General features: G+C 34.3%; 21 protein-coding genes. 6 read left to right on the forward strand and 15 right to left on the reverse strand.

What is annotated here, in order from left to right:
* Positions 1-538 precede the first annotated feature (538 nt).
* The gene (locus ACQKM9_RS14735) at positions 539-1,252 is read right to left on the reverse strand and encodes a polysaccharide deacetylase family protein (protein ID WP_427735196.1); all 714 of its coding nucleotides are present in this window, start codon (positions 1,250-1,252) and stop codon (positions 539-541) included.
* A 783-nt stretch (positions 1,253-2,035) separates the two neighbouring features.
* A complete protein-coding gene (locus ACQKM9_RS14740; RefSeq protein WP_427735099.1) occupies positions 2,036-2,200 on the reverse strand; it encodes a hypothetical protein in 165 nt (54 codons plus the stop codon).
* A gap of 1,264 nt (positions 2,201-3,464) precedes the next feature.
* Between ACQKM9_RS14740 and ACQKM9_RS14745 the strand changes: the two genes are divergently transcribed.
* A complete protein-coding gene (locus ACQKM9_RS14745; RefSeq protein WP_038190452.1) occupies positions 3,465-3,665 on the forward strand; it encodes a cold-shock protein in 201 nt (66 codons plus the stop codon).
* Positions 3,666-4,155: 490 nt separating this feature from the next.
* On the opposite strand, the gene ACQKM9_RS14750 is transcribed toward ACQKM9_RS14745, so the two are convergent.
* The 3 genes from ACQKM9_RS14750 to ACQKM9_RS14760 form a co-directional block, all read right to left on the reverse strand.
* Complete coding sequence (locus tag ACQKM9_RS14750; protein ID WP_427735100.1) at positions 4,156-5,463, reverse strand: hemolysin family protein; 1,308 nt, start codon at positions 5,461-5,463, stop codon at positions 4,156-4,158.
* A gap of 415 nt (positions 5,464-5,878) precedes the next feature.
* A complete protein-coding gene (locus ACQKM9_RS14755) occupies positions 5,879-7,255 on the reverse strand; it encodes an aspartate kinase (protein ID WP_427735102.1) in 1,377 nt (458 codons plus the stop codon).
* A gap of 254 nt (positions 7,256-7,509) precedes the next feature.
* Entirely contained in the window at positions 7,510-7,701 is a 192-nt protein-coding gene (locus ACQKM9_RS14760) for a zinc-finger domain-containing protein (protein ID WP_053417172.1), read from the reverse strand.
* Between the two features lie 197 nt (positions 7,702-7,898).
* Here ACQKM9_RS14760 and ACQKM9_RS14765 point away from each other — a divergent pair, with 197 nt between their 5' ends.
* A complete protein-coding gene (locus tag ACQKM9_RS14765; RefSeq protein ID WP_427735103.1) occupies positions 7,899-8,303 on the forward strand; it encodes a ribonuclease HI family protein in 405 nt (134 codons plus the stop codon).
* Here ACQKM9_RS14765 and ACQKM9_RS14770 read toward each other — a convergent pair.
* The 7 genes from ACQKM9_RS14770 to ACQKM9_RS14800 all read right to left on the reverse strand — a co-directional run bounded on the left by ACQKM9_RS14770 (position 8,300) and on the right by ACQKM9_RS14800 (position 14,520).
* The gene (locus tag ACQKM9_RS14770; protein ID WP_427735104.1) at positions 8,300-9,499 is read right to left on the reverse strand and encodes an MFS transporter; all 1,200 of its coding nucleotides are present in this window, start codon (positions 9,497-9,499) and stop codon (positions 8,300-8,302) included. The two genes, ACQKM9_RS14765 and ACQKM9_RS14770, sit on opposite strands and share 4 nt — an antisense overlap.
* Positions 9,487-9,906, reverse strand: a complete 420-nt coding sequence (locus tag ACQKM9_RS14775; RefSeq protein WP_427735105.1) for a MarR family winged helix-turn-helix transcriptional regulator — start codon at positions 9,904-9,906, stop codon at positions 9,487-9,489. The genes ACQKM9_RS14770 and ACQKM9_RS14775 overlap by 13 nt, the downstream gene beginning before the upstream one ends.
* 236 nt (positions 9,907-10,142) lie before the next feature.
* Positions 10,143-10,307 (reverse strand): hypothetical protein, encoded by a 165-nt coding sequence (locus ACQKM9_RS14780; RefSeq protein ID WP_427735106.1) that lies wholly within the window; start codon positions 10,305-10,307, stop codon positions 10,143-10,145.
* Positions 10,308-10,551: 244 nt separating this feature from the next.
* Entirely contained in the window at positions 10,552-11,388 is an 837-nt protein-coding gene (gene coaW, locus ACQKM9_RS14785) for a type II pantothenate kinase (protein ID WP_427735108.1), read from the reverse strand.
* Between the two features lie 102 nt (positions 11,389-11,490).
* Positions 11,491-13,059 (reverse strand): amidohydrolase, encoded by a 1,569-nt coding sequence (locus ACQKM9_RS14790; protein WP_427735109.1) that lies wholly within the window; start codon positions 13,057-13,059, stop codon positions 11,491-11,493.
* A gap of 282 nt (positions 13,060-13,341) precedes the next feature.
* Positions 13,342-13,761 (reverse strand): MarR family winged helix-turn-helix transcriptional regulator, encoded by a 420-nt coding sequence (locus ACQKM9_RS14795; protein ID WP_427735110.1) that lies wholly within the window; start codon positions 13,759-13,761, stop codon positions 13,342-13,344.
* 24 nt (positions 13,762-13,785) lie between these two features.
* On the reverse strand, positions 13,786-14,520 hold the full coding sequence (locus ACQKM9_RS14800; protein ID WP_427735111.1) for an SDR family NAD(P)-dependent oxidoreductase: 735 nt from the start codon (positions 14,518-14,520) through the stop codon (positions 13,786-13,788).
* 218 nt (positions 14,521-14,738) lie between these two features.
* On the opposite strand from ACQKM9_RS14800, the gene ACQKM9_RS14805 reads away from it, so the two are divergent.
* Positions 14,739-15,560 (forward strand): squalene/phytoene synthase family protein, encoded by an 822-nt coding sequence (locus ACQKM9_RS14805; RefSeq protein ID WP_427735112.1) that lies wholly within the window; start codon positions 14,739-14,741, stop codon positions 15,558-15,560.
* Positions 15,561-15,650: 90 nt separating this feature from the next.
* On the opposite strand, the gene ACQKM9_RS14810 is transcribed toward ACQKM9_RS14805, so the two are convergent.
* The 3 genes from ACQKM9_RS14810 to ACQKM9_RS14820 form a co-directional block, all read right to left on the reverse strand.
* Complete coding sequence (locus ACQKM9_RS14810) at positions 15,651-16,682, reverse strand: serine hydrolase domain-containing protein (protein WP_427735113.1); 1,032 nt, start codon at positions 16,680-16,682, stop codon at positions 15,651-15,653.
* A gap of 95 nt (positions 16,683-16,777) precedes the next feature.
* Entirely contained in the window at positions 16,778-18,109 is a 1,332-nt protein-coding gene (locus ACQKM9_RS14815) for a D-serine ammonia-lyase (protein ID WP_427735114.1), read from the reverse strand.
* Positions 18,110-18,126: 17 nt separating this feature from the next.
* Complete coding sequence (locus ACQKM9_RS14820) at positions 18,127-18,576, reverse strand: YaiI/YqxD family protein (RefSeq protein WP_427735115.1); 450 nt, start codon at positions 18,574-18,576, stop codon at positions 18,127-18,129.
* 194 nt (positions 18,577-18,770) lie between these two features.
* On the opposite strand from ACQKM9_RS14820, the gene gdhA reads away from it, so the two are divergent.
* The 3 genes from gdhA (at position 18,771) to pepF (ending at position 22,962) form a co-directional block, all read left to right on the forward strand.
* Positions 18,771-20,144, forward strand: a complete 1,374-nt coding sequence (gdhA, locus tag ACQKM9_RS14825) for an NADP-specific glutamate dehydrogenase (protein WP_427735116.1) — start codon at positions 18,771-18,773, stop codon at positions 20,142-20,144.
* Positions 20,145-20,309: 165 nt separating this feature from the next.
* Complete coding sequence (locus ACQKM9_RS14830; protein WP_427735117.1) at positions 20,310-20,996, forward strand: phosphoribosylaminoimidazolesuccinocarboxamide synthase; 687 nt, start codon at positions 20,310-20,312, stop codon at positions 20,994-20,996.
* A gap of 142 nt (positions 20,997-21,138) precedes the next feature.
* A complete protein-coding gene (gene pepF / locus ACQKM9_RS14835) occupies positions 21,139-22,962 on the forward strand; it encodes an oligoendopeptidase F (RefSeq protein WP_427735118.1) in 1,824 nt (607 codons plus the stop codon).
* The last annotated feature ends 216 nt before the right edge of the window (positions 22,963-23,178 follow it).

Genomic DNA, 23,178 nt, shown 5'->3' on the forward strand with positions numbered 1-23,178 from the left:
ATCGAAGAAAAAATTAATCCAATAACATACTACTTAAATTTTCAAGTCTTTACTCTCTGGAGGCACCATCTTTCGGGAAAGGAATTTCCCGCTCACCTTTTGAAAAGTTTAATTTGGGAGAGACCTCTTCAATTGTTCCTACTATACCCAACCCAAGCATTAAATGAAAATTACCTTTCCCTATAGTCTATCTACGTTTTTAATATTTGCTTAACACTCATATATGTTACTTTTATTAACACTTCATTTTTACTTATTTCAGTAAAGCAATAGCTGTATATGTAAGAACACTAGCATCACCCAATTCATTTTGAATTACCGCTTTCATTTCCTCTCCCCATTCCAAAAATTTCAAGCCAATCACCTTTATATTTACCAGAAAATTCAATTAATTTTATCAAAGTTTATAATTTTATCTAACCAATTAACCCCTACACTTCCATTTACCTACTGCTATATCGAACTATAACAAGATGCCATCTTTTTCAGTGAATTATTAAATTAGGGAGTTTTCATCATTTACAAAAGTAGCGTCTTTTTATTTTTCTTTTGCTTTTTGCACCTCAAGTAACTCTGAAATAGTTACAAATTTATATCCCTTATTTTTGAGTTCTGGTAGGATTTCTTTCAATGCTTTAATAGTTTGTTCTCTATTCCCACCTCCATCATGAAAAAGAACTATATTTCCTTCCTTTGCACCTTTTAACACAGTATCTACAATTTTATTAACACCAGGATTTTTCCAATCCATTGTATCTTGATGCCAAGACCACATAACCACTTTATACCCTTCCTTTACAATTGCATCTATCATCCCATCAGTGTATTGTCCTTCGACAGGTCTGAATAATACGGGAGAATAGCCACTAATACCATAAATCGTTTCATGTGTTTGTTTAATTTCTTTCATTAAATTTGATATATTGGTTTTTAATGGATGTGTATATGTGTGGATTGCTAATTCATGCCCATCTTCATACATTCGTAAAACAACTTCGGGATTCTTTTCTGCATTTTCACCCACAATAAAAAAGGTTGCTTTTGCATTGTATTTGGAGAGTAAATCTAAAATCTCAGCCGTGTATTTTTTATGAGGGCCATCATCAAACGTCAAGGCAATAATTTTTTCTTCCGTATTTATTTCCCAAACAATCTGCCCTGCTTGTTCGTAGTACTTTCTTCCTTTATCTGCTGAAGTAATCAATGTGAAATAAAATATAGAGATAAGAATAGCGCATATTGGCAAAATCATAATAGTACGTTTCAATTTTTCCACTCCCCACAAATAATTTATTTATATATTATTTGTGGATCCAACAAAAAAATACTTAAATAAATCACAAAGCGTAGGAAAAATCGACTTTCTTCATGTCGAAATTTGCATAGCTTATGTTTTGCGCTTTTAGTTGGTAATACACCAGAAAGCAATTAATGTTACTGATTTGTTGATAGCACTTCAAGCTTCGTTAGATAGGACTAAGACTACAAAGAAAAGAACAACTACGACTTCATTTCGTTCTACCCTTTTCCCCTGTTTACTTAAATCAATCAATTGTTTACTGAGTTTTTGTAAGTCATCCACGGCCTCAACTGGTTTTAATTTGTCGTATAGGCTGCCCAATTTTTCTATACAGACATTTCTGTGAATTCCCCAAATTACTAAATCTTCCTCAAAGAAATCATTTGGATTGCAGTACTTCCATAAATCACAATCAGACCACTTTTCACCTAGCTATTTGTCAATATCATACTCGTCCTTAAAAAGATAAGATAAAAGGTTTCGTCATAATAATCACTTCTGTAATCAAAATATATATCGCCATTATATCCATACACTTCCATTAAGATAGCTGAATCCCCCTAGTTTTAGTTATATTTTTTATAGCTTTCTCGTAAGTCTAAATTTCTTCTATCCGTTTCTTTTAGTTTTTTTTATCTAAATCAAGTTTAACGAATCAAAATTAGTTTATAAATGTTCACTCATTTTCAACCATTCCTTTATGTGATCGCTATGTGATTTCCTACTTTTTCAATCTCACGCATCTTCCAATCCATTTAGCCGCTGTGTCCATTCGGCTATTTTTAACGATAATTTCGCGAATTGCTCATTCGAAAGCTGTCCGTTTTCATACTTGCGTTCCATACTTACGAAATATTCGTCTTGCTGGGCCACAATAAATTCGTGCTCTTCATGTGTCATACTCTACACTCCTTATTGATCGAGGTGTTTTGCTAATTCATATCTATTTTCGCCAATTGGGTGGTTAGTAATTCCTTTTGTAGCGATATGTATTAACACTAAATTGCCCTCGTTTACTAATATGCGTTTACTATCATTCGTTCGCAGTCTCTTTGCTAGCCTTCACTCTCTCGCTTATTCCATAATCCTTCAATGTATTAAAAATGTCATGTTTCAACTGCTCTAAATCATGTTCAATTTGCGAGTAGTTAGTTTGTGGTTGTTTAAGCTTTTAGTAGCTCTCGGTTATCATAGATGTTACCGATGAACATATTAACTACAAAAATTCTAAATAATATTGCATAGACGTTTCTTTAGGTTCTATATAATACCTGATAAATACTTTTTAGCCTTACATTAAAAGTTACAAGGAGTAGTTATTATGTCATCAATTCAGAAATATAAATAAAGAACGGGATAGAAAGCTGGATGTATTTTATTGAAAATGGGACAAACCTAACTACAGGAAAGAGAGAAAGAAATGTAAAAGAGGTTTTTTAAAAGTAGACTGGAATACTCTTAGCGAGTTATTAGTTTTAAAATGGTCAAATATCGATTATAATAATAATACAATAAGTATTATGAAAACTTTGTATAATCCGAATAGAAATACTCTTAAGTATGAAATTACGACACCAAAAACCAAAGGATTTATACGAGTTATCGACACGAGCCAGAACTTATTGTGTTTTTTAAAAGCATTATGAAGTGCAAAATCGCTTGAAATCGACAATTGAGATAATTATTACGAATTAGGTTTCGTGATCACTAAGTTAGATTCACCATGCTTCGGTTATCCTTATCATTTAAAAACAGTGAATACTAGAATGCAATCAATACTTCAAAAAATGAATACGACTAAAAAGCATTTAATATCACATTCTTTTAGACAATCTCACACTTCTTTAATAACCGAGACAAATGTCCCACTCGAACTAATTATGGCTCGATTAGGGCCTGAATCTGATGAAACTACAAAGATAGTAAATCTTCATGTTACAAAAGAAAGATAGAAAGTGGCTTCTCAAAAATTCGGTGAATTTATGAGAAATCTCGAAATTTCATGATAATCTTTGTTTTAGACATCATTATGGCATCAATACTTTAATAATATTCTTAAAAACCTTATCATATCAAGGTTTAATGAATACTCTTTCATCATTTCGCATATAATATGTGATGGATTTCATGCTTGAACATTCTGTTTCATTTGGGAGGAACCTACATGCAACAAGGAAAAGTAAAATGGTTCAATAACGAAAAAGGTTATGGTTTTATTGAGTACAATGATGGTGAAGATGTATTCGTCCATTTCACAGGCATCCAAGAGGAAGGTTTCCGCACCTTAGAAGAGGGACAAGATGTTAGCTTTGAAATTATTGAAGGTAATCGAGGCCCACAAGCAGCAAACGTAAATAAAATATAGTGAGTACAGCTATTCTACAAGTTTAACTTGAGAATAGCTTTTTTTATTGTATGTAAATTTAAAGCATCTATAATAGCAATCATAAAGTTTGAATTTAATATTAAATTCAGAGAAAATCAACCGTGTTATTTTTTATTAATTATGTCTTTTGGAACATTTGATAATCTACGGTAGTAATAGGTTTAGAACAATAGATTTCTACTTAAATAAATTAGAAACCAAAGAAGTATCAGAAGTTCAAAATAATACAAGATCACTTTCTACAACTTTTATAAACCTTCTTCTAATGACTTACTCCCAATCAAAATGAGCATACATTACCAATTGATTGCTCCAATAATTTCTTAATATCTTAAATAGAGAATTTCTATATCTATTAATTTTCAACATTATTCTTTAACAATGTGAAAAAAAAGTACATTAAAGTATCGTTATAGGAAAATAAAAAGGCGTATCTAAGTCTAAAAACAACTTCAGATACACCTTAACTTTATATAGCTACTTTTTTTACTTCGAGTCTTACAATTTGATGCATATTGATATCTTGAATGGTAAATTCATAGCCTTCAGCTTCATGTTTCTCACCTTTTAAGATACGGTCATGATTTGTCATGAACCAGCCTCCAATTGTATCGATATCTTCGTCATTAATATCAATATTTAAGAGTGCCTCTACTTCTTCAAGTCTAAGCTTAGCATCAAGATTATAATGATTTTCCGCTATTTTCTGCACTTCAGGTAACTCATCATAGTCAAATTCATCTTTGATATCACCGACAATTTCTTCAATTATATCTTCAATTGTTACAAGACCAGATGTACCACCATACTCATCCATAAGAATTGCCATATGAATGCGCTTTAATTGAAATTTAAGTAATAAATCACTTATTGGAACCGTTTCAATAATACGAATAACAGGTTGCATAAAGTGAGTTATCTGTTTTAAAGCATTCTTTTCATCTAAAATAAACGCTGTTAACAGCTGTTTCATATTAACAATACCAATAATATGATCCTTATCCCCATCGACGACAGGATAACGTGTATATTGCTCCACATTAATCACATCAAATACTTCCTTAAGCGTTAAATGTTGATCAAGGCTAACAATTTCCGTTCTAGGGACCATAATTTCTTTTGCAATACGATCATCAAATTCAAAAATACGGTTCACAAAACTATATTCAGAACGATTAATCTCACCACTTTTATAACTATCTGACAAAATCATCCGCAACTCTTCTTCACTATGAGCAGCATCCGATTCTGACTGCATTTTCAAACCAAATAATGCGGTTAAGCCTCTTGCAGAACCATTTAATAGTTTAATGACTGGATACATAATATTGTGGAATAAAATAAGTGATCCAGCTGTTTGCAGTGTAACGGTTTCAGCTTGTTGAATTGCTAATGTTTTTGGTGCAAGCTCTCCGACTACAACATGCAAAAAAGTTACGATTGAGAACGCAATAATAAATGATACCACCGAAGAAATACGAGCATCTAAGCTAAATATCTCAAATAATGGTTTCAGGATAGCTTCAATAGTTGGTTTCCCCAACCATCCAAGCCCTAATGCCGTAATCGTAATGCCAAGCTGGCAAGCTGATAAATATTCATCTAAATTATTCGTGACCTTTTTTGCTCTTAAAGCCTTTTTATTGCCTTCTAGGACAAGCTGGTCAATTCTAGTTGATCTCACCTTTACTATCGCAAATTCCGCTGCTACGAAAAACGCAGTAAGTGCAATTAGTATTACGAAAACAACTAACTTAATGGCTATATCATTGTCCAATCATGTTCTTTATATCTGATCTGATCCTTATTTCAGATTCAGAATAAAGAATTCACCTCCTGTAAAATAAGTTACTATTACTAATCTATATGAAAGTATATGTAAATTGCAATTAAGAAGATGATTATTTTTAAAACTTTTTCATTTGTCTGAACTTTTTATTATTTATTTTTTTAAAATACAGAAATTTTTTCTGGTAAACTATCAACTTTCATTATTTCTTAAAATATTTTTTTATCATAGTCTTTTAAATATTTCATCTCCCCGTACTGATATCGGATTATGCTTTGCGAAAAATATTTTATAGATTCGAAAGCTGTTTACCTAGGGCGAAAGTTACTGATTGTTTTTAGCTCAGAAAGTAAAAAAAAGAACGCCTATAAATCGCTTTTTCGATTTATAGGCGCTACTTCAGTTATTTATAGGTTGTTACTGATAGTGCGAAAAATTCATTGTACAATGCTTGTAAAATGTTGTTCTCAAATTCTTTACGAACACCAAATACAAGGCTGACTTCTGATGACCCTTGATTAATCATTTCAATATTGGCACCTGTTTTTGAAATGGCTGTTGCTGCACGAGCTGCTAGACCTGTATTATTATTCATACCTTCTCCAACGATTACAATCATTGAAAAATTATGGCGGAAATGTACGTCGTCTGCCTGTAATTCTGTTTCAACACGTTTTACGATACGATTTTCTTTCTCAGGAGATAACTGGTGACTTCGAATAATAACAGAGATATCATCTAAACCTGATGGTGTGTGCTCATATGATATATTCTCATCTTCTAATATTTGAAGTAATTTACGACCAAAGCCAATTTCGCGGTTCATCAAATATTTACTTACGTATAAAATCGAAAAACCACTGTCAGCAGAAATACCAGTTACTGGGCTTTGATTTGATTCACGAACAGACACTATTCTCGTTCCTGGTGCAGATGGATTATTTGTATTTTTGATACAAACTGGAATACCAACTTTATAAACCGGCATTAGTGCTTCATCATGGAAAACCGAGAAACCCGCATATGATAATTCACGCATTTCACGATATGTAATCTCTTGTATTTCAACTGGACTATTTACGACTTTAGGATTTGCACAGAATACTGAATCAACATCAGTAAAATTTTCATATAACTCAGCTTTTACCGCTGCAGCTAAAATTGAACCTGTAATATCTGAACCCCCACGTTCAAATGTACGTAATACACCCTCTTGTGTATAACCAAAGAAACCAGGGAACACGACGATTTCTTGAGAATCTTTTAAGACACTCAAATTATCGTATGCTTTTGGCAGTGCTTGTGCTCGAGCAGGAATATCATTGACAATTAAGCCAGCTTCAAGGGGACTCATGTATTTTGCTTTTAGTCCAATACTATTGAAGTAAGCTGCAATCATTTTCGCATTATTGTCTTCTCCACTCGCCTTTAAGTTATCCATCAACAGTTCATCCGTGACCGAACCCGCTTCTGCAATACGTTTACGTAAGTCTGACTCAATGACTTCACAAATGACATGATCTAAGCCCAGTCCATTTGCATTGCTTTCATAGCGCTTTACAACATTTTTTAGTTTTTCTTCTACCGCATCTTGTTGTTGCAATGCCGCATTCGCCAATTCAATTAATAAATCTGTTACTTTTATGTCCTCATTAAACCGTTTACCTGGAGCCGAAACGACAATCAAGCGTCTTGTAGGATCTGATTGTACGATCGTTGCTACCTTTTTGATTTGTTCTGCACTTGCAACAGATGTTCCACCAAATTTACATACTTTCATTTCATCATATCCTTACATTGTTTATTTACTCATCTGTATTCTCAATAAAAACATTTGTCTATTCACAGTGTACAAACACTAACTGAAGTAGTCAATAAATTTTTTACCACTCATTACAAAGAATTGTTTAAATTGAACAATTATTATCATTATTCAGTAATTGATATCAACATGTTACTAGCATCTGCCTGTTATTTCAACAACAAAAAAACACCAAGAGACAAAACTCAAGGTGTTTTTAACATTGAAGTAGGTTATTTTGTATAAACTTTTAAAAGTTCTTCGCCTAAAAAGTGTAATTGCTCCCCAATCGTACATGACTCGATACAAAATCGGTGGGCACCAGACTTCCCTCGGTCTTTACGAAGTTGATTTTTAACGAAGCAACCTTCACAATAATTTTCCATCATTTCGTCAATTTCTTTTATGACGGTTACTTTGTCCATCAAATCGATTCACCTCTAAATTTCAATAATTTTTATTTTACTACTTGGAGCATATAGTTACAATTATGAGCTTTCTACAATTGCTTTTTAGTTTACGCTTTTCAAACTATTCCTATTCCTATTCCTCGTCTGCACCTTTTCATATTTCTCTATATCAAATATACTAAAGTAATAAATATGATGTAGCAGGTGACTAAATGATTGAATTATATATTGATGCAGCAACTGCTGGAAACCCTGGTCCTAGCGCAATAGGAATATTCATAAAAGGAGAAGGTCAATTAATTAAAATTGGTGAAGCCATAGGGGAAAATGATAATCATACTACAGAATTCATTGCACTTGTTCGCGGTTTAACAGAAGCATTAAAATTATCTACTGGTATGATCTCTGTTCGTTCTGATTCTAAAATAGTAGTCGCATCTATTGAAAAGGAATATGTTAAAAACGAAGCATATAAACCTTATTTGGAAGAAGCGCTCGCGCTTTCAAAAAAATTTGATTTATTTTTTATTAAATGGATTCCTAGTTCTGAAAATCGTGCAGCAGATACACTTGCAAGAGAAGCATTGCGTTCATATCAAAAAAAGCAAACTCGTTAATGAGTTTGCTTTTTTTGATATTTTACATCAGTTAATTGCTTTTTCAATTGCGTTACCATAAATACTATTGCACCAATGGCAACAACAAATGCTGCAGCAAGATAAACCTCTACATAACCATAATGTGTGGCAATAATACCCAGAAGCCATGACCCTAAGGCAATCCCTACATCAAAGAGTGTAAAGAATGTAGCAGTAGCATAGCCAGTACGTCTAGGATCACTGGATTGGATCGCCATTGATTGGAAACTTGGTACAAGTGCTCCATAACCAAGTCCAATTAACACGCCCGCGAGCATGAATAACACTGGTCCATTGACATAAGCTAGCGTAATTAAACCTAAGATAAAAAGGATAAATCCTGGAATAATAACAAACTTCGGTCCTTTTTGATCATATAAGCGTCCTGTAAATGGACGTGTTAACAACATAGCTGCTGCATAAACGGCATAAAATAAACTAGCGACTTCCATTAAACCCTTTTGTTTTGCGTAAACAGATAAGAATGATAATACACTAGCATAAGCAATTGCAACAAAACATGCTAAAGCAGCTGTAGGTAATGCCTTCTTCTCAAATAAATCTGAAAGAGCTATCGAGAATTTTTGTTGTTTAGCACCTTGTGGAATATCATCTAATTTAATCGATAGCGCTGCAATACCTCCGATTAAAACAACTGCACTCATTATAATGAACAAAATTTCGAAATTTAAATACTGAATGACCAAAAGACCAACAAAAGGTCCCAGTACTACCGCTAAGTTTAGTGACATTGTAAAATACCCAAGTCCTGCACCCTTACGAGATGGAGGAACAATATCTGCAGCTATAGAATTATTTGCTGTCGTTAAAATGCTGAAGAAAATCCCTTGTATAAAGCGCAATAATAATAGAAGTGCAAACGGCTTAAAGAATAAATATAATACGGTACATACAAAGTACCCGATTAAGCTAATATAAAGCAGTTTACGCTTACCAAAATGCTCTAAAACTTTCCCTGTAAATGGGCGTGTAATAATTGCAGATAGCAGGAAGATAGATAATAATAATCCAGCATCACTATCAGAACGGTTTAAATCTTCAGTTGCATAAAGTGGTAACACGGAAACTAATCCGTAAAAAACAAAAAACACGGCCATATTCGTACAAAAAAGACTAATAAACCGTTTCGTCCAAATTTTATCTAACTTTTCCAATAGTTCGTTCTTCCCTTCAACTTACATATCAGCTCTAGTAGCTGCTGTTGTTCCTCATCATTAAATGTTTCTATCAAACCCTCCTCAAATTGCAATACAGAAGCTAAAACAGCAGGGAATTTTTTCTTACCTTCCTCGGAAAAGGATACTATTTTTTCTCGACGATCTTCTCCTTCTGTTCGTACAATCCAATCAAGCTGCTCTAGTCTTGCAACAGTTCGTGTCACAGTAGGTGCCTCAACCTTTAAGTACTTCCAGATGTCTGTTAATGACATCGGTCCATATTTATTAATCGTATAGAGAATCGTCCACTGACTGCTATAAAGGTCATACTCTTTTAAACAACTGTTTAATTTATTTGTAATATCTCGAGTAGTTTGAAAGATTTCATGAAATAAAGGATTCATTTTCTTACCTCCGAATTTTATTTACCTAAGTAAATAATGATATAATTTTATTCCTACTAATATCGTTTGTAAAGAGGGATTTATATTCATAATTAAAAAAGAGGCTACTCTTATGTTGATTTCCCTACGCAGAATTGCCCCTCATATCATTAAAATTATTAATTAAGTCCAATACCTATCCTATAATTTGGTGAAATAAAGTTAAAATTAAATGATTCCCCGATTCCAACAATTTCTTATACTTTTTCTTTTCTTGAAAACAACAAGATACTTAAAACTATAAGTAACACAAACCCTACAATAGTAGAAGGAATAAATCCAATTCTATCATCTAAATATGAACAGGTGAATAGAGGTAAACTTATCAATAAGAACATTTTTATAAAATACTTTTTAGACATTTAATACCTCCTTTATTAACTTATCTTAAGAATACCTTGAATTTTTAATTTTTCTAAATAATTACTAAAAACCACTTATTTGAGACAACAAAATACTAATACAGATAAGTTTTACTACAACCTAGATCAAACATATTAATCACTACTTCAACAAAAAACCATAAGAGCAATTTCACTCTTACGGTTTACTAAATAATATAATTTTCAAGTTTGAAGTTTATGTTAAACAAATTAACTCTATTTTTTAGCTCTTTTGATTGACTGTTATATTTAAAAAGGCACCTATTGCACCACTAAAACCATGGTCTTCTAAGAAGATAGGCGTCTTCTTTTTTAAAATTGTGTAGTTGGCGATAACTTTTTTTAATGCTTCGTTTTCGTTTAGAGTTGTACCAATATATATAATATGTTCGACTTGATTTTGTTCTGCTAGCTGGATACTTAATGTTGTGATGACTTCCCCTACTAAGCCTTGCACTGTTGCTAAAATATTTTCAATAGGGTGATTCTTTGTTTCATCAATTCCCATTTTACCAAAGTTACTTGCCGTTAACGTACCTGCAATCGGTGTATCCATCCCTTGATAAATATCTTGTACTAGAAGATCAATTTCTTGTCTTTCACCATACTGTGCCTTTTTAATAATTTCATGATAGTCGTATATTCCTGTCGTTAATGCTGCTAGTCCGACTAGTGTTCCTCCACCAATACCAGTACCACCAACACGATTATGTGTTTCACCATCCATAAAATGAATGGATGTACCTGTACCAACATTTGTAATAATGCTGCGGTCAAATTGATGGCCATGCTGAATTAGTTGATATCGAACCCCTTTTAATGTAGCTTCAAATTCAACTATGTAATGGATGGATTTTACTTCTTTTAGTAAATTTTTAACTTGCTCAGCTCTTCCGCCTGTTAAGCCAATCTCTTCAATTTCTGGGTGATTGCTAATCCAGTCCGTTACAGCTTTTAAGTCGTTCGAAGGGAAATGCTCTAACACTAGCTCGCCAAATTCATTTTCATAAGCTAATTTTGTTAGTGTACCCCCTGCGTCTATTCCAATTGCCTTAGTCATACCATTCTCCTTTGTAATCGCCCAATCTAAACTTTACTGCTATGTGCAGTTTTGTGCAATGATTTCCTACGATGTTATCAATTTTTCTAATTTTCTAATCGCTTATTTTGAAAAAACTATATTCCCTGCAACAACTGTCTTAAGTGCAATGGCATTTGGAATTTCATCTAATTCGCAAACAAATAAGTCTTTGTCGAAAATAGAAAAGTCCGCATCATATCCCGGTTGAATGGTACCCCTTAATTGTTCCTTGCCAATTACCTTTGCGCTACCGGTTGTATAGAGAGAAATCGCCTCAAAACGTGTAAGTTTTTCTGTTGGAATGTATCCTTCATGGCTTTCCTCATGCTTTTTGCGAGCGATTGCAGCGTGAATACCAAGTAACGGATTCGCATCTTCAATCGGTGCATCGGAACCTCCTGCACATATCAATCCTTTATCTAAAAAGCGTTTAAATGGATATGTCAATTCAGCTCGCTTTGAACCGATTTTATCTACAACCCATGGGAAATCAGAAAGAATAAATTGTGGTTGAATATCTAAAATAACTGGCAATTTACTCATTCGTTCAATCAGTAAGTCATTAACAACACTACAATGAATAAGCCTATCTTTTTTCCCATTCGTTAGAGGATTAGCTTCGATGGCTGTTAATACTTGTTCAAGAGCGGCATCGCCTATTATATGAACAGCCACCGCTTCACCATAAAAACGGGCCAATTTTACAAGCTCATCAAGTTGTTTAGATGTATGGATGAATAACCCTTTATTTTGTGGCTGATTTTCATATGGTTCAAGTAATGCAGCTGTTGCACCACCAAGTGCCCCATCAGAGAAAATCTTCATCGCTCCGGGTTCTACAAATGGCTCTGAGTAAGTTGCATTTGAGATCATCATTTGTTCGAACGCAAGATGATGTCTTAATAAATGTGCTCTGAAATTTTTTCTTTTACCGATAACTTCATTGAAAGCATTCAGTGGATTGGAAAAATGCCCATAATAACTCATATCTTCAGTATGTCCACCTGTTAAACCAAGTGACAATAAATGATTAACAGCTAACTCTATTGTATTTGTTAATGAATATTCTTGCTCTACAGGTATTTGATCTAAAACTTTGTATAGTGCTTGATCATATAATAGACCTGTTAAGAGACCATTTTCATCTCGACCAATTTCACCGCCTTCTGGATTTGGTGTTTCTTGAGTAATATTACCAGCAGCCATTGCTGAAGTATTCGCAAGAACAACATGTCTGCATATACGTTTGAGGACGATCGGTTCTTGACGAATAGCATCCAATTCTTGAACAGTTGGAATGCGTATATCTTTAAATTGATTTTCATCCCACCCCTCAGCAATTAGCCATTCATCACTAGAACAATTAGCAGCCGCTTGTTTAATAACATTAAGCAACTCATCAGAAGATTTCACATTTGTTAAATCCAGTCGCAACAGTTTTTCCCCGTAGCCAATCATATGTAAATGACTATCAACAAAACCTGGATACATCACGGCCCCTTGCAAATCAAAAACCTCTTCTGCTTGGGTTATAAGTTCTTCGTACGTACCTACTTTTTTAACCTTGCCACTCTCAACAAGGACCGCTTCAACTGTTTCCCCATCACGTTGCATCGTGTAAATTGTACCACCAAACCATAATTGTCCCATTTCCCCCGACCTTCCCCTAAATTAGCTTTTCGAAATATTCCTATTATATCATTTTGAACAAAAAGGACGTATTGATAAGGTAGGTAATTCAGACGTCAATTCTTATTTAATAGGCTCCATCCTATACTGAATAAATAGTCATAAACGAAACTTTTTCCCCTATCAATCTCTAAGCCGTTTTATATGGAGCGCAACTCTAATGCAAAAATTGTAAATTTTACTTTTATGTACAAAAAAGAAGGACGAACAAAGTTCGCCCTTCTTACCACAATTCAACATTAATTATTGACTTGTTAATTTTGAATATATTGAGAAAAGTTTTTGGATTTCATCTTCTGAAAGAATTTTGAAATATTCTTGGCGCATTTCAGCACCTAATAAACTAGCTTCCTCTAAGATTTCTACCCCTAAAGGTGTTATTTGAATATAAGAAATTCTTCTATCAAATGAATCCTGACATCGAACACAATATTGATTGTGAATTAGTTTTTCTGCTAAATGTGTTAAAGAAGGCGGTGCAAACTCAAGGTATTTTGCAATATCCGTGGGTTTACTTTTTCCATGTTCTTTTAAATAGCTCAATACTAATATATGTGATATCCCTATATTAACTTTAAATAACTTTTTCCAAGCTAAAATCATGTTCTCATTTGCTTTATCAAGCACATGGACAAGGTCAAATAGGGTAGGATTATTTTTCAATGGCATCCAACTCCATATACAAAATTATTGTGCTGAGAATCCACCATCGATTACAAGTTCAGAACCAGTAATAAATGAAGCTTCATCAGATGCTAAGAAGATTGCAGCGTTTGCAATATCAGCTGGTTGTCCAAGACGAGCAAGTGGAGTTGCTTTAACCATAGCTTCTACGTATGCAGCAGAATCTTTTAATACAGCAGTCATTGGTGTTTCGATAATTCCTGGGAATACTGCGTTTACACGTACGCCAAATTTACCGAATGCAGTTGCAGCAGCTTTAGAAATAGCACGAACAGAACCTTTAGAAGCAGAGTATGCATTTAAGCCCATACCAATTTGAGCTGTGAATGAAGAAATGTTAACGATTGAACCTTTTCCATCTTCCTTCATTACTTCAGAAACGTGTTTCATACCTAAGAAAGGTCCGAATGCGTTAATATTGTGCATTAATGACCAGTCATCAACTGTAATAGCATCCATTGGTTTTTCTGATGAAATTCCAGCGTTATTAACAAGGACATCAATTTTACCAAATTTTTCAACAATATTTTCAACTAGCTCTTTCCAGTTTGCATCATCCATAACATTTAATTTCATTCCGAAAATGTTTTTTCCGTTGTCGATTGCAGCGATTGCAGCATCGTTAATATCAGCTGCAATAACAATTGCGCCTTCTTGAGCAAATAATTCAACCATTTTTGCTCCAATACCTGATGCTCCACCTGTTATGATTGTTACTTTATTATCTAATCTACCCATTATAAAAACTCCTTTGAAAGAAAATATTTAGATGTCTAAGGATTTATGTAAAACCAAATTTATTAGACAATTAAATATTATCACGTTAAAATATTTAATACAAAACATTTGTTTTATTTCTATAAGATTTATTTGTTTCTACGGATTTTGTTGTATCTTTTTCACTATTTGATATACGATAGTATGGAAGATTTTTTGATTGAACGGAGGAAGACAAAATGTCAGAACAAAAAGCACTCTATAAAGAAGCGATGAGCGTTTTAAAAGCAACAAGTCGCACTTTTTTTATTCCTATTACATTTTTGCAAAAAGAATTGAAAACAACTGTTGCAACAGCATATTTATGCATGCGAGCTATTGATGAAATTGAAGACCATGAGGATTTAGATATCGCCGTTAAAAGCGATCTATTACGACAAGTAAGTACTATGTTATTAAAACCATTTGATAATGAAGCTTACTTATCATTACTTAAACCATATGAAAATATACTGCCTGAAGTCACAATCCGACTTGGTGATTGGCTGGCATTATGTCCTGAAGATATTCGCGAGACAATCGCTGCTTCTACAAGTGAAATGGCAGAAGGTATGGCTAAGTGGGCAGACAAAAATTGGGTTGTTAAAACAAGAGAAGATTTAGACGACTACACATACTACGTAGCAGGACTTGTTGGGACGATGCTATCTGATATTTGGCGCTGGGGTGCTGGCATCGAAACAGACCGTGAATTAGCAATCGGCTATGGACGTGGTTTACAAGCGGTGAACATTTTACGCAACCAAGAAGAGGACGATGAACGTGGTGTAAGCTTCATGCCAGATGGTTGGACACGCGATGATCTATTCAAATATGCTGAGGAAAACTTGGCTAAAGGTGATTTGTATAATAAAAGCATAAAAAAACGTAGCATTTTAATGTTCTGTAAAATTCCTTTGGCACTTGCACATAAAACACTACAAGCTATGCTTAACGGTCATGAGAAAATGACACGTCAAGAGGTTGAACAAACTGTTGAGGAAGTAACGAAGGCAGATTAACCTGTAATATCATACTAAAAGAAATACACAATACAAAAAATGAGCCGAGTAGAAAAATTAATCTACTTCGGCTTTTCTATTACAAAATGTTTAAGAATTAGATAAGGTAAGTACTTCCTCAATCCCTGAAATCATATCATACGCGCCTTCAGAAGTATTTACGCAGACGACGATTTTGAGATCTCGCTTAGGGTAAAATGCAGCATGGAAATTAACTCCTGGATCATAACCCATTAACAAATACTTAGATACTTCTTCCTCGTAGGTTTTAATCCAAATTCCGTAACCATATGATAGCCCTTCCATTTCATGAGCATGAGGCGTTAACATTTGTTTGGTTATGCTTTCACTCAAAAGTTTATAGCTTGTTAACGATTCCCATAGCTTCATCATATCTGTTGCAGTAACATAAGCTCCGCCATCAGACCCTCCCTTTACAGGTAGAGAGTATATATTCGTTTTCCACGTACCATCAGAAAGATCAATATATCCAATCGCTGTTTTTGCAGGCAAAGCATCCATTTCAAAATATCCAGAGTCAAGCATTCCTGCTCGTTGGAAAATATTCATTTCAACATATTCGCTAAAGCTCATACCAGTAATTTGTTCAATAATTAAACCTAGTAAAATATATCCCGAATTATTATATTGGAATTTTGCACCTGCAGGATATTTCATTTCCTCATTTTGAAACAATGGTAAGAAATCTTGTAATTTTCTTATATGGTACATAGGTGTCTTAATCCATAGTTCTTCAAAATCGTTCATTACTTCTTCATCAAAATAATCCGGAACACCAGAAGTATGCGTAAGCAAATGGTGAACTGTAATATTTTCATCAAAATGCGGAAATTCAAATGTTAAACAATTTTGTAATTTCGACTCAAAGGAGAGCTCTCCTTTTTCGATAAGCTGACAAATGGCAATTGCTGTGAAAACTTTACAACCTGATGCGATACCGTATTTTGTAGTTTCTTCATTTTCAATTTTTTCACTTCGATTTGAGTAGCCAAAACTTATACTTGCTAGTGAATCTGTTCCCTGTTTCGTAAAAATGGTACCTGAAAATTGAGTCTCTTGTTGAACAGTCTCAATCTTCTTTAACAGATTTTCTTGTGCCATATATGATTCCCCCTGCACAGTAGATTTAGTTTATTCAAATCTCCTCACTTCAAACTACCATAAACAGAAGATTTTTGGTATTTTTTTCTAACTAATCATATATTTTCTTTCAAATAATTCCTCCTTAACTCTTCAGGTACCATGTTACCACCAGTCGCCCAAACAATATGAGTCGCATTCGCCATTCGAGCGTTAAGTTTTTGCTTTACTATAAACTCTTGCCCTAACTTTTCTAACATAACTGGCCCCTTCATACCCGCCAATGCTGAAGGTTCTAAGAAAATATCTTCGCTTTTATGAATCTCACGTAATAACATGAGCATTTCTGCATCACTAATTGTGTAGCAACCTGCTAAATAAGGCTCCATTACTCTACCAACGAAACCAGAAGCTCTCCCTACAGCTAATCCATCTGCCTCTGTTTTTTGCTCTATTCCAAGATTTTCTACAGAGATTTCATCATGTAGACCCGTCATCATTCCAATCGTCATACACGGTGCAGTCGTAGGCTCAGCAAAAAAGCTATACACGTGCTCACCAAATTCTGATTTCAAACCATACGCGACTCCCCCTGGACCACCACCTACACCACATGGTAAATAAACAAAGAGAGGATGCTCTGCATCGACTGTAATATTCATTTCCTTCAGTTGGTTTTTCAACCTTCTTGCAGCAACCGCATAGCCTAAAAATAAATCCTTAGAATTTTCATCATCTATAAAATGGCACATCGGATCACTTTCAGCTTGCTCTCTCCCTTTTTCTACAGCTAAGCTATAATCTGATTCATACTCTACAACTGTTACACCTTTTTCTCTTAGTAACTTCTTTTTCCACTCTTTTGCATCAGCTGACATATGTACAGTTACTTGAAAGCCTAGTTTTGCACTCATGATGCCAATACTCAACCCTAAATTCCCCGTAGATCCGACGGCAATAGAATATTTTGAAAACAGTGCATGTGCCTCTTCGGAAGTGAGCGATACGTATGAATCTTCTATCGTCAGAAAACCGGCTTCTAAAGCTATTTTTTCTGCATGCTTTAAAACTTCGTAAATGCCTCCACGCGCTTTAATCGAGCCTGAAATAGGCAATGTATTATCGCATTTTAATAGTAGTTTTCCATCGATAATTACTTGGTAATAACTATTTAAAAAGCTCTTCATTTCAGCTATTTCAACAATCTTCGATTCAATTATTCCTTTTGATCTAGTTGTTTCAGGAAAAGCCTTTTCTATAAAAGGAGCAAAACGCTGCAGTCTAGCTGCTGCGTCATCAATAGCTTCTTTCCCTATTTCATAATCAGTATTACTCAACTCAGAATGAGGGCTAAATTTTTCGTTTAACCAAAGTATTTCTTGAAGTGTTTTAACCCTTTTTAATTGCGGAAAAGCATTCACCAAATTAGCAAATTTAATTGAAATCATAACTATTTCCTCCAAGTTCACGATTTTGTCAAAATTTCTTTGCATAAACGGCGGAAAGCTTCGGCAAATTCCAAATTAGCCTCTTTGGAACGTTTTTTTGGCCCCTTCGTTCTACCACCAGCTTGCCTTATTTTCTGACCTAAATGTCGTGTAAAAAGTAATTGTTCTATATTACCCGATGTGTAATTTCTTCCATTTTGATCAATAGCATAACCCGATTTAGCCAATACCATAGCTGCCAAACCATAATCTTGAGTAACTACTATGTCACCTTTTTGTAAGCGATTAACTAGAACAAAGTCAACGGCATCGCTCCCTTTCGATACCATGACCGTGTCCGCACCTTCTCGTTCAATTTGATGAGCAGTATCACAAAAAATGGTTACTTTCAATTGGAATTCATTCGCTATTTTTATTATTAAATCTACAACTGGACAGCCATCTGCATCTATCAAGATTCTAGTCACATTTATAACCTCATTTACATTTTATTTACAAACTATTGACGCTTATATAATAATTCAAAATTATCATATTTAATACCATTCACGTGTATAATAATTCGCTATTTATGCATATTTATAAATATTGCAATATTGAATTATTAAAAAAATAGCGCTACTATATTATAATAGGTCAAATATTACTGGGGGTATTCACAATGGTCACAATTACAACAGAATCACAGCAAATTGCAACACAGTATATCGATGATGTGTTTAACAATTTGAAAAAACACCACTCACATGAACCTGAGTTTTTACAAGCTGTTAAAGAAATCATTTATTCATTAACTCCTGTTTTTGCTAAACGTCCTGAATTAATGGATGCAAGCCTATTAGAACGAATCACCGAGCCAGAACGTGTAGTAAAATTCCGTGTTTCATGGGTAGACGATAGTGGTAAGGTACAAGTTAACCGTGGTTATCGTGTACAATACAGCAGTGCAATTGGACCTTACAAAGGCGGACTTCGTTTCCATCCGTCGGTAAACGAAAGTATTATTAAATTCCTAGGTTTTGAACAAATTTTCAAAAACTCGTTAACTGGCCAACCTATTGGCGGTGCAAAAGGTGGCTCGGATTTCGACCCTAAAGGGAAATCAGATGCTGAAATTATGCGCTTCTGTCAAGCTTTCATGACAGAATTACATAAATATATTGGACCAGATGTTGATGTACCTGCTGGTGATATCGGCGTAGGAGCTCGTGAAATCGGCTTCCTATTTGGTCAGTACAACAGAATTCGCGGTGCTTATGAAGCAGGTGTTATTACGGGTAAAATGCCACGCTTTGGTGGTAGTTTAGCACGTAAAGAAGCAACTGGCTATGGTACAGTTTATTTCGTTCAAGAAATGCTAAAAGAAATTAAGGCTACATTCCAAGACTCAACAGTTGTAGTTTCTGGTTCTGGTAACGTTTCAGTTTACGCTATTGAGAAAGCACAACAACTAGGTGCAAAAGTTGTTGCATGTAGCGACTCAAACGGCTATATCTATGATCCAAATGGTATTAACTTAGATACTGTTAAACAAATTAAGGAAATTGAACAAGGCCGTATTAAAGAATATGTGGAACGTCATCCTGAGGCTACCTTTACTGAAGGTTGTTCTGGTATTTGGACTATTCCATGTGACATTGCTCTACCGTGCGCTACTCAAAATGAAATTGATGAAGAATCTGCTAAAACACTCGTTTCAAACGGAGTAAAAGCTGTCGGTGAAGGTGCAAACATGCCTTCAACTCTTAAAGCAATTCAAGTTTATCTAGAAAACAAAGTTCTTTTCGCACCTGCTAAAGCAGCAAATGCAGGCGGTGTTGCAGTTTCAGCTCTTGAAATGGCTCAAAATAGCATGCGTATATTCTGGACTTTTGAAGAAGTCGACGAAAAATTACATGATATTATGAAGTCAATTTATAGTAACAGTGTAGATGCTGCAAGAGAATATGGATATGAAGGTAATTTACTAATTGGTGCGAATATCGCAGGTTTCTTAAAAGTAGCAGATGCAATGATTGCTCAAGGTGTTATTTAATTTCAACACTTTCTATAGTAAAACTTCAAAGCAGTAAATCCGAACGGGTTTACTGCTTTTTAGATGAATATTCGTCTTTTTTACATAGATTTCCCTTTATTATGAAAAAAACTATCATTTACACACTAAATAACTTACAATAGCAATGAAACGGAGGCTGAATGTATGGAACTTAAATATCAAGGAAAAACAAAAGATGTGTATCAATTAGAGGATGGTCCTCTATTATTAAAATTCAAAGATGATGTAACGGGTGAAAATGGTATGTTTGATCCGGGTGCGAATACTGTTGGTTTAACAATTGATGGTGCAGGTCGTGCAGGTTTAAGTCTTACTACATTCTTTTATAAAAAATTAAATGCAATTGATGTCCCTACTCATTTCATTTCTTCTGATATAGAAAATGCGACAATGACTGTAAAACCCGCTACTGTCTTTGGTAAAGGACTTGAAGTTATTTGCCGTTTCCGTGCTGTTGGTAGCTTTTTACGACGCTACGGCGCATATGCAGAAGAGGGACAAAAACTAGAGTCTTTCGTTGAAGTTACAATTAAGGATGATGATCGTTTAGATCCACCTATCTCGGCGGATGCATTAGCTGAACTTCAAATTCTTTCTCTTGAAGAATATGAAACTTTAAAACAAAGTACTGTGGAAATTTCAAACTTCGTTAAAGCAGAACTAGCTAAAAAAGGTTTGGAACTTTATGATATTAAATTAGAATTTGGTCGCGATGCTGAAACTGGCGAAATTTTATTAATCGATGAAATTTCTGGTGGAAATATGCGCGCTTACAAAGGTTCAGACTATATTGAACCACTTCAACTTGAAAAAATTATGCTTTCAAAATAAGCAATCCTCGAAGCTAGCCAATCTATTGGCTAGCTTTTTTTATACAGAATAAACTATTTATAATGAATTATTTTACTTTACCGAATATTTTCAATATAATGAAGATAATTCGAGATTCGTATTTTTAAAGGAGAGATTAGTAATGAAAAAGAGTTTTGCACCACGTCATTTAATTCCTGTTGAACAAACTTGGGACTTATCACCTCTTATTGATTCAATTGAGACATACAACGCTGGAATTGCTCAAATTGAAAAAGACGCACTTTTATTTAATCAAAAATACACAGGTAATATTATTGATTCTTCGTCTGTCGTACAAGTATTGACCGACTACGAGAAATTAAATGAGCAATTCGTTCCTTTTGGTACTTATGCTAGTCTATCATTAGAAGTAGATCAAACGAATGATGAAGCCCAAATGCGTGCAAGTAAGTTTGGATCAATAGCTTCAAAAATCGGAAGTCAATTATCATTCGTACAAAGTGATCTTTCAGCACTATCTACTAAAATTTTAGAAGAAGCGGCTACAATTGCTCCTCAATTTGAAAACTATATCAAACAAATAATCAAGAAAAAAGCGCATCAGTTACATCCAGAAGTCGAAAAAACATTAGCAGCACTTAGCTCTTCTCTAGATGCCCCATACGAGCTATATAACACGACAAAACTGGTTGATATGAAATTCGACAACTTTACTGCAAATGGAGAATCTTTCCCATTAAATTACAGCTTATTTGAAGGCGACTGGGAATTAGAATCTGATGTAAATATTCGTCGTGCAGCTTTTGAAGCTTTTTCAAAAAAACTTCGCGAGTATCAACATACAACTGGCAAAACATATAATACGCATATCTCGACTGAAAAGACCCTTTCGGAATTGCGAGGTTATGAATCTGTAACAGATTACTTACTATTTGATCAAGAGGTCGACCGTACATTATATAACCGACAAATTGATTTAATTACTACAGAATTAGCACCTCATATGCGCCGTTATGCAAAGCTGTTACAAAAAGTTCATGGTTTAGAAAAAATGACGTTTGCTGATTTGAAAATTCCATTAGATCCAGAATTTGAGCCGATGATTACAGTTGAAGAATCAAAGAATTATATCGAAAATGCGCTTAAAGTTATGGGTGATGATTATATGGAAATGATTGAGAAGTCATACAGTGAACGTTGGATTGACTTTGCTCAAAATGAAGGGAAATCAACAGGAGCATTTTGCTCTAGTCCTTATGGATTCCATCCTTATATTCTAATCTCTTGGACTAGTCGTATGAACGAAGTATTTGTTTTAGCTCATGAACTTGGCCATGCAGGACATTTTGTCAATGCACATAAGAAGCAATCATTATTCAACAGTCGTCCTTCAACTTATTTTATCGAGGCTCCTTCTACGATGAATGAGATGTTGATGGCAAATTACTTATTGGAAACAGCTGAAGATACTCGCTTTAAACGTTGGGTCATTGCATCGATTATCTCACGTACTTATTACCATAATTTTGTTACACATTTATTAGAAGCTGCATTTCAACGTAAAGTGTATGACAAAGTGGATGCTGGTGAGAGTGTAAATGCAAATGTATTAAATGGATTAAAACGTGAGGTATTGGAAGACTTCTGGGGTGATGCAGTTGAAATAACTGAAGGAGCCGAGTTAACTTGGATGCGCCAACCTCACTATTATATGGGCTTATACCCTTATACTTATAGTGCAGGATTAACCATCTCTACCCAGGTATCTCAACGTATTTTAAATGAAGGTCAGCCTGCAGTTGAAGACTGGCTAAAAGTATTACAAGCAGGTGGTACAAAGACGCCTGTAGAGCTTGCACAAATGGCCGGAGTAGATATTACTACCGACGAACCACTATTAAATACGATTGCTTATATCGGTGGTTTAATCGACCAATTAGAAGTACTAACAGATGAACTAAACGCAATAATTATAGATAAATAATCTCTTCACCATTCAACTTCTGATTGACAGAATCAACTGTCTTTCGGAAGTTTTTTTATCCTAATATTCTAATTTATTTACAGGATTATTACATAATATGTCGAATACAAAAAAACTTGTTATTAATTTTATCCAAAGATTCTTCACTACTGTTAAAGCCGGGTAATCATAAATATTTTTACATACCTTGTTCGTTAGCCTTTTTAAAGAGGAATT

It is taken from the genome of Viridibacillus sp. NPDC093762 (assembly GCF_050279675.1).
Taxonomy (GTDB): Bacteria; Bacillota; Bacilli; order Bacillales_A; family Planococcaceae; genus Viridibacillus.

Excerpts from the sequence above, each read along its gene's own strand:
- ACQKM9_RS14735 (WP_427735196.1), bottom strand. The coding sequence starts at position 1,252 with ATGATTTTGCCAATATGCGCTATTCTTATCTCTATATTTTATTTCACA.
- ACQKM9_RS14740 (WP_427735099.1), bottom strand. The coding sequence starts at position 2,200 with ATGACACATGAAGAGCACGAATTTATTGTGGCCCAGCAAGACGAATAT.
- ACQKM9_RS14745 (WP_038190452.1), top strand. The coding sequence starts at position 3,465 with ATGCAACAAGGAAAAGTAAAATGGTTCAATAACGAAAAAGGTTATGGT.
- ACQKM9_RS14755 (WP_427735102.1), bottom strand. The coding sequence starts at position 7,255 with ATGAAAGTATGTAAATTTGGTGGAACATCTGTTGCAAGTGCAGAACAA.
- ACQKM9_RS14760 (WP_053417172.1), bottom strand. The coding sequence starts at position 7,701 with ATGGACAAAGTAACCGTCATAAAAGAAATTGACGAAATGATGGAAAAT.
- ACQKM9_RS14765 (WP_427735103.1), top strand. The coding sequence starts at position 7,899 with ATGATTGAATTATATATTGATGCAGCAACTGCTGGAAACCCTGGTCCT.
- ACQKM9_RS14775 (WP_427735105.1), bottom strand. The coding sequence starts at position 9,906 with ATGAATCCTTTATTTCATGAAATCTTTCAAACTACTCGAGATATTACA.
- ACQKM9_RS14780 (WP_427735106.1), bottom strand. The coding sequence starts at position 10,307 with ATGTCTAAAAAGTATTTTATAAAAATGTTCTTATTGATAAGTTTACCT.
- coaW (WP_427735108.1), bottom strand. The coding sequence starts at position 11,388 with ATGACTAAGGCAATTGGAATAGACGCAGGGGGTACACTAACAAAATTA.
- ACQKM9_RS14790 (WP_427735109.1), bottom strand. The coding sequence starts at position 13,059 with ATGGGACAATTATGGTTTGGTGGTACAATTTACACGATGCAACGTGAT.
- ACQKM9_RS14800 (WP_427735111.1), bottom strand. The coding sequence starts at position 14,520 with ATGGGTAGATTAGATAATAAAGTAACAATCATAACAGGTGGAGCATCA.
- ACQKM9_RS14805 (WP_427735112.1), top strand. The coding sequence starts at position 14,739 with ATGTCAGAACAAAAAGCACTCTATAAAGAAGCGATGAGCGTTTTAAAA.
- ACQKM9_RS14810 (WP_427735113.1), bottom strand. The coding sequence starts at position 16,682 with ATGGCACAAGAAAATCTGTTAAAGAAGATTGAGACTGTTCAACAAGAG.
- ACQKM9_RS14815 (WP_427735114.1), bottom strand. The coding sequence starts at position 18,109 with ATGATTTCAATTAAATTTGCTAATTTGGTGAATGCTTTTCCGCAATTA.
- gdhA (WP_427735116.1), top strand. The coding sequence starts at position 18,771 with ATGGTCACAATTACAACAGAATCACAGCAAATTGCAACACAGTATATC.
- ACQKM9_RS14830 (WP_427735117.1), top strand. The coding sequence starts at position 20,310 with ATGGAACTTAAATATCAAGGAAAAACAAAAGATGTGTATCAATTAGAG.
- pepF (WP_427735118.1), top strand. The coding sequence starts at position 21,139 with ATGAAAAAGAGTTTTGCACCACGTCATTTAATTCCTGTTGAACAAACT.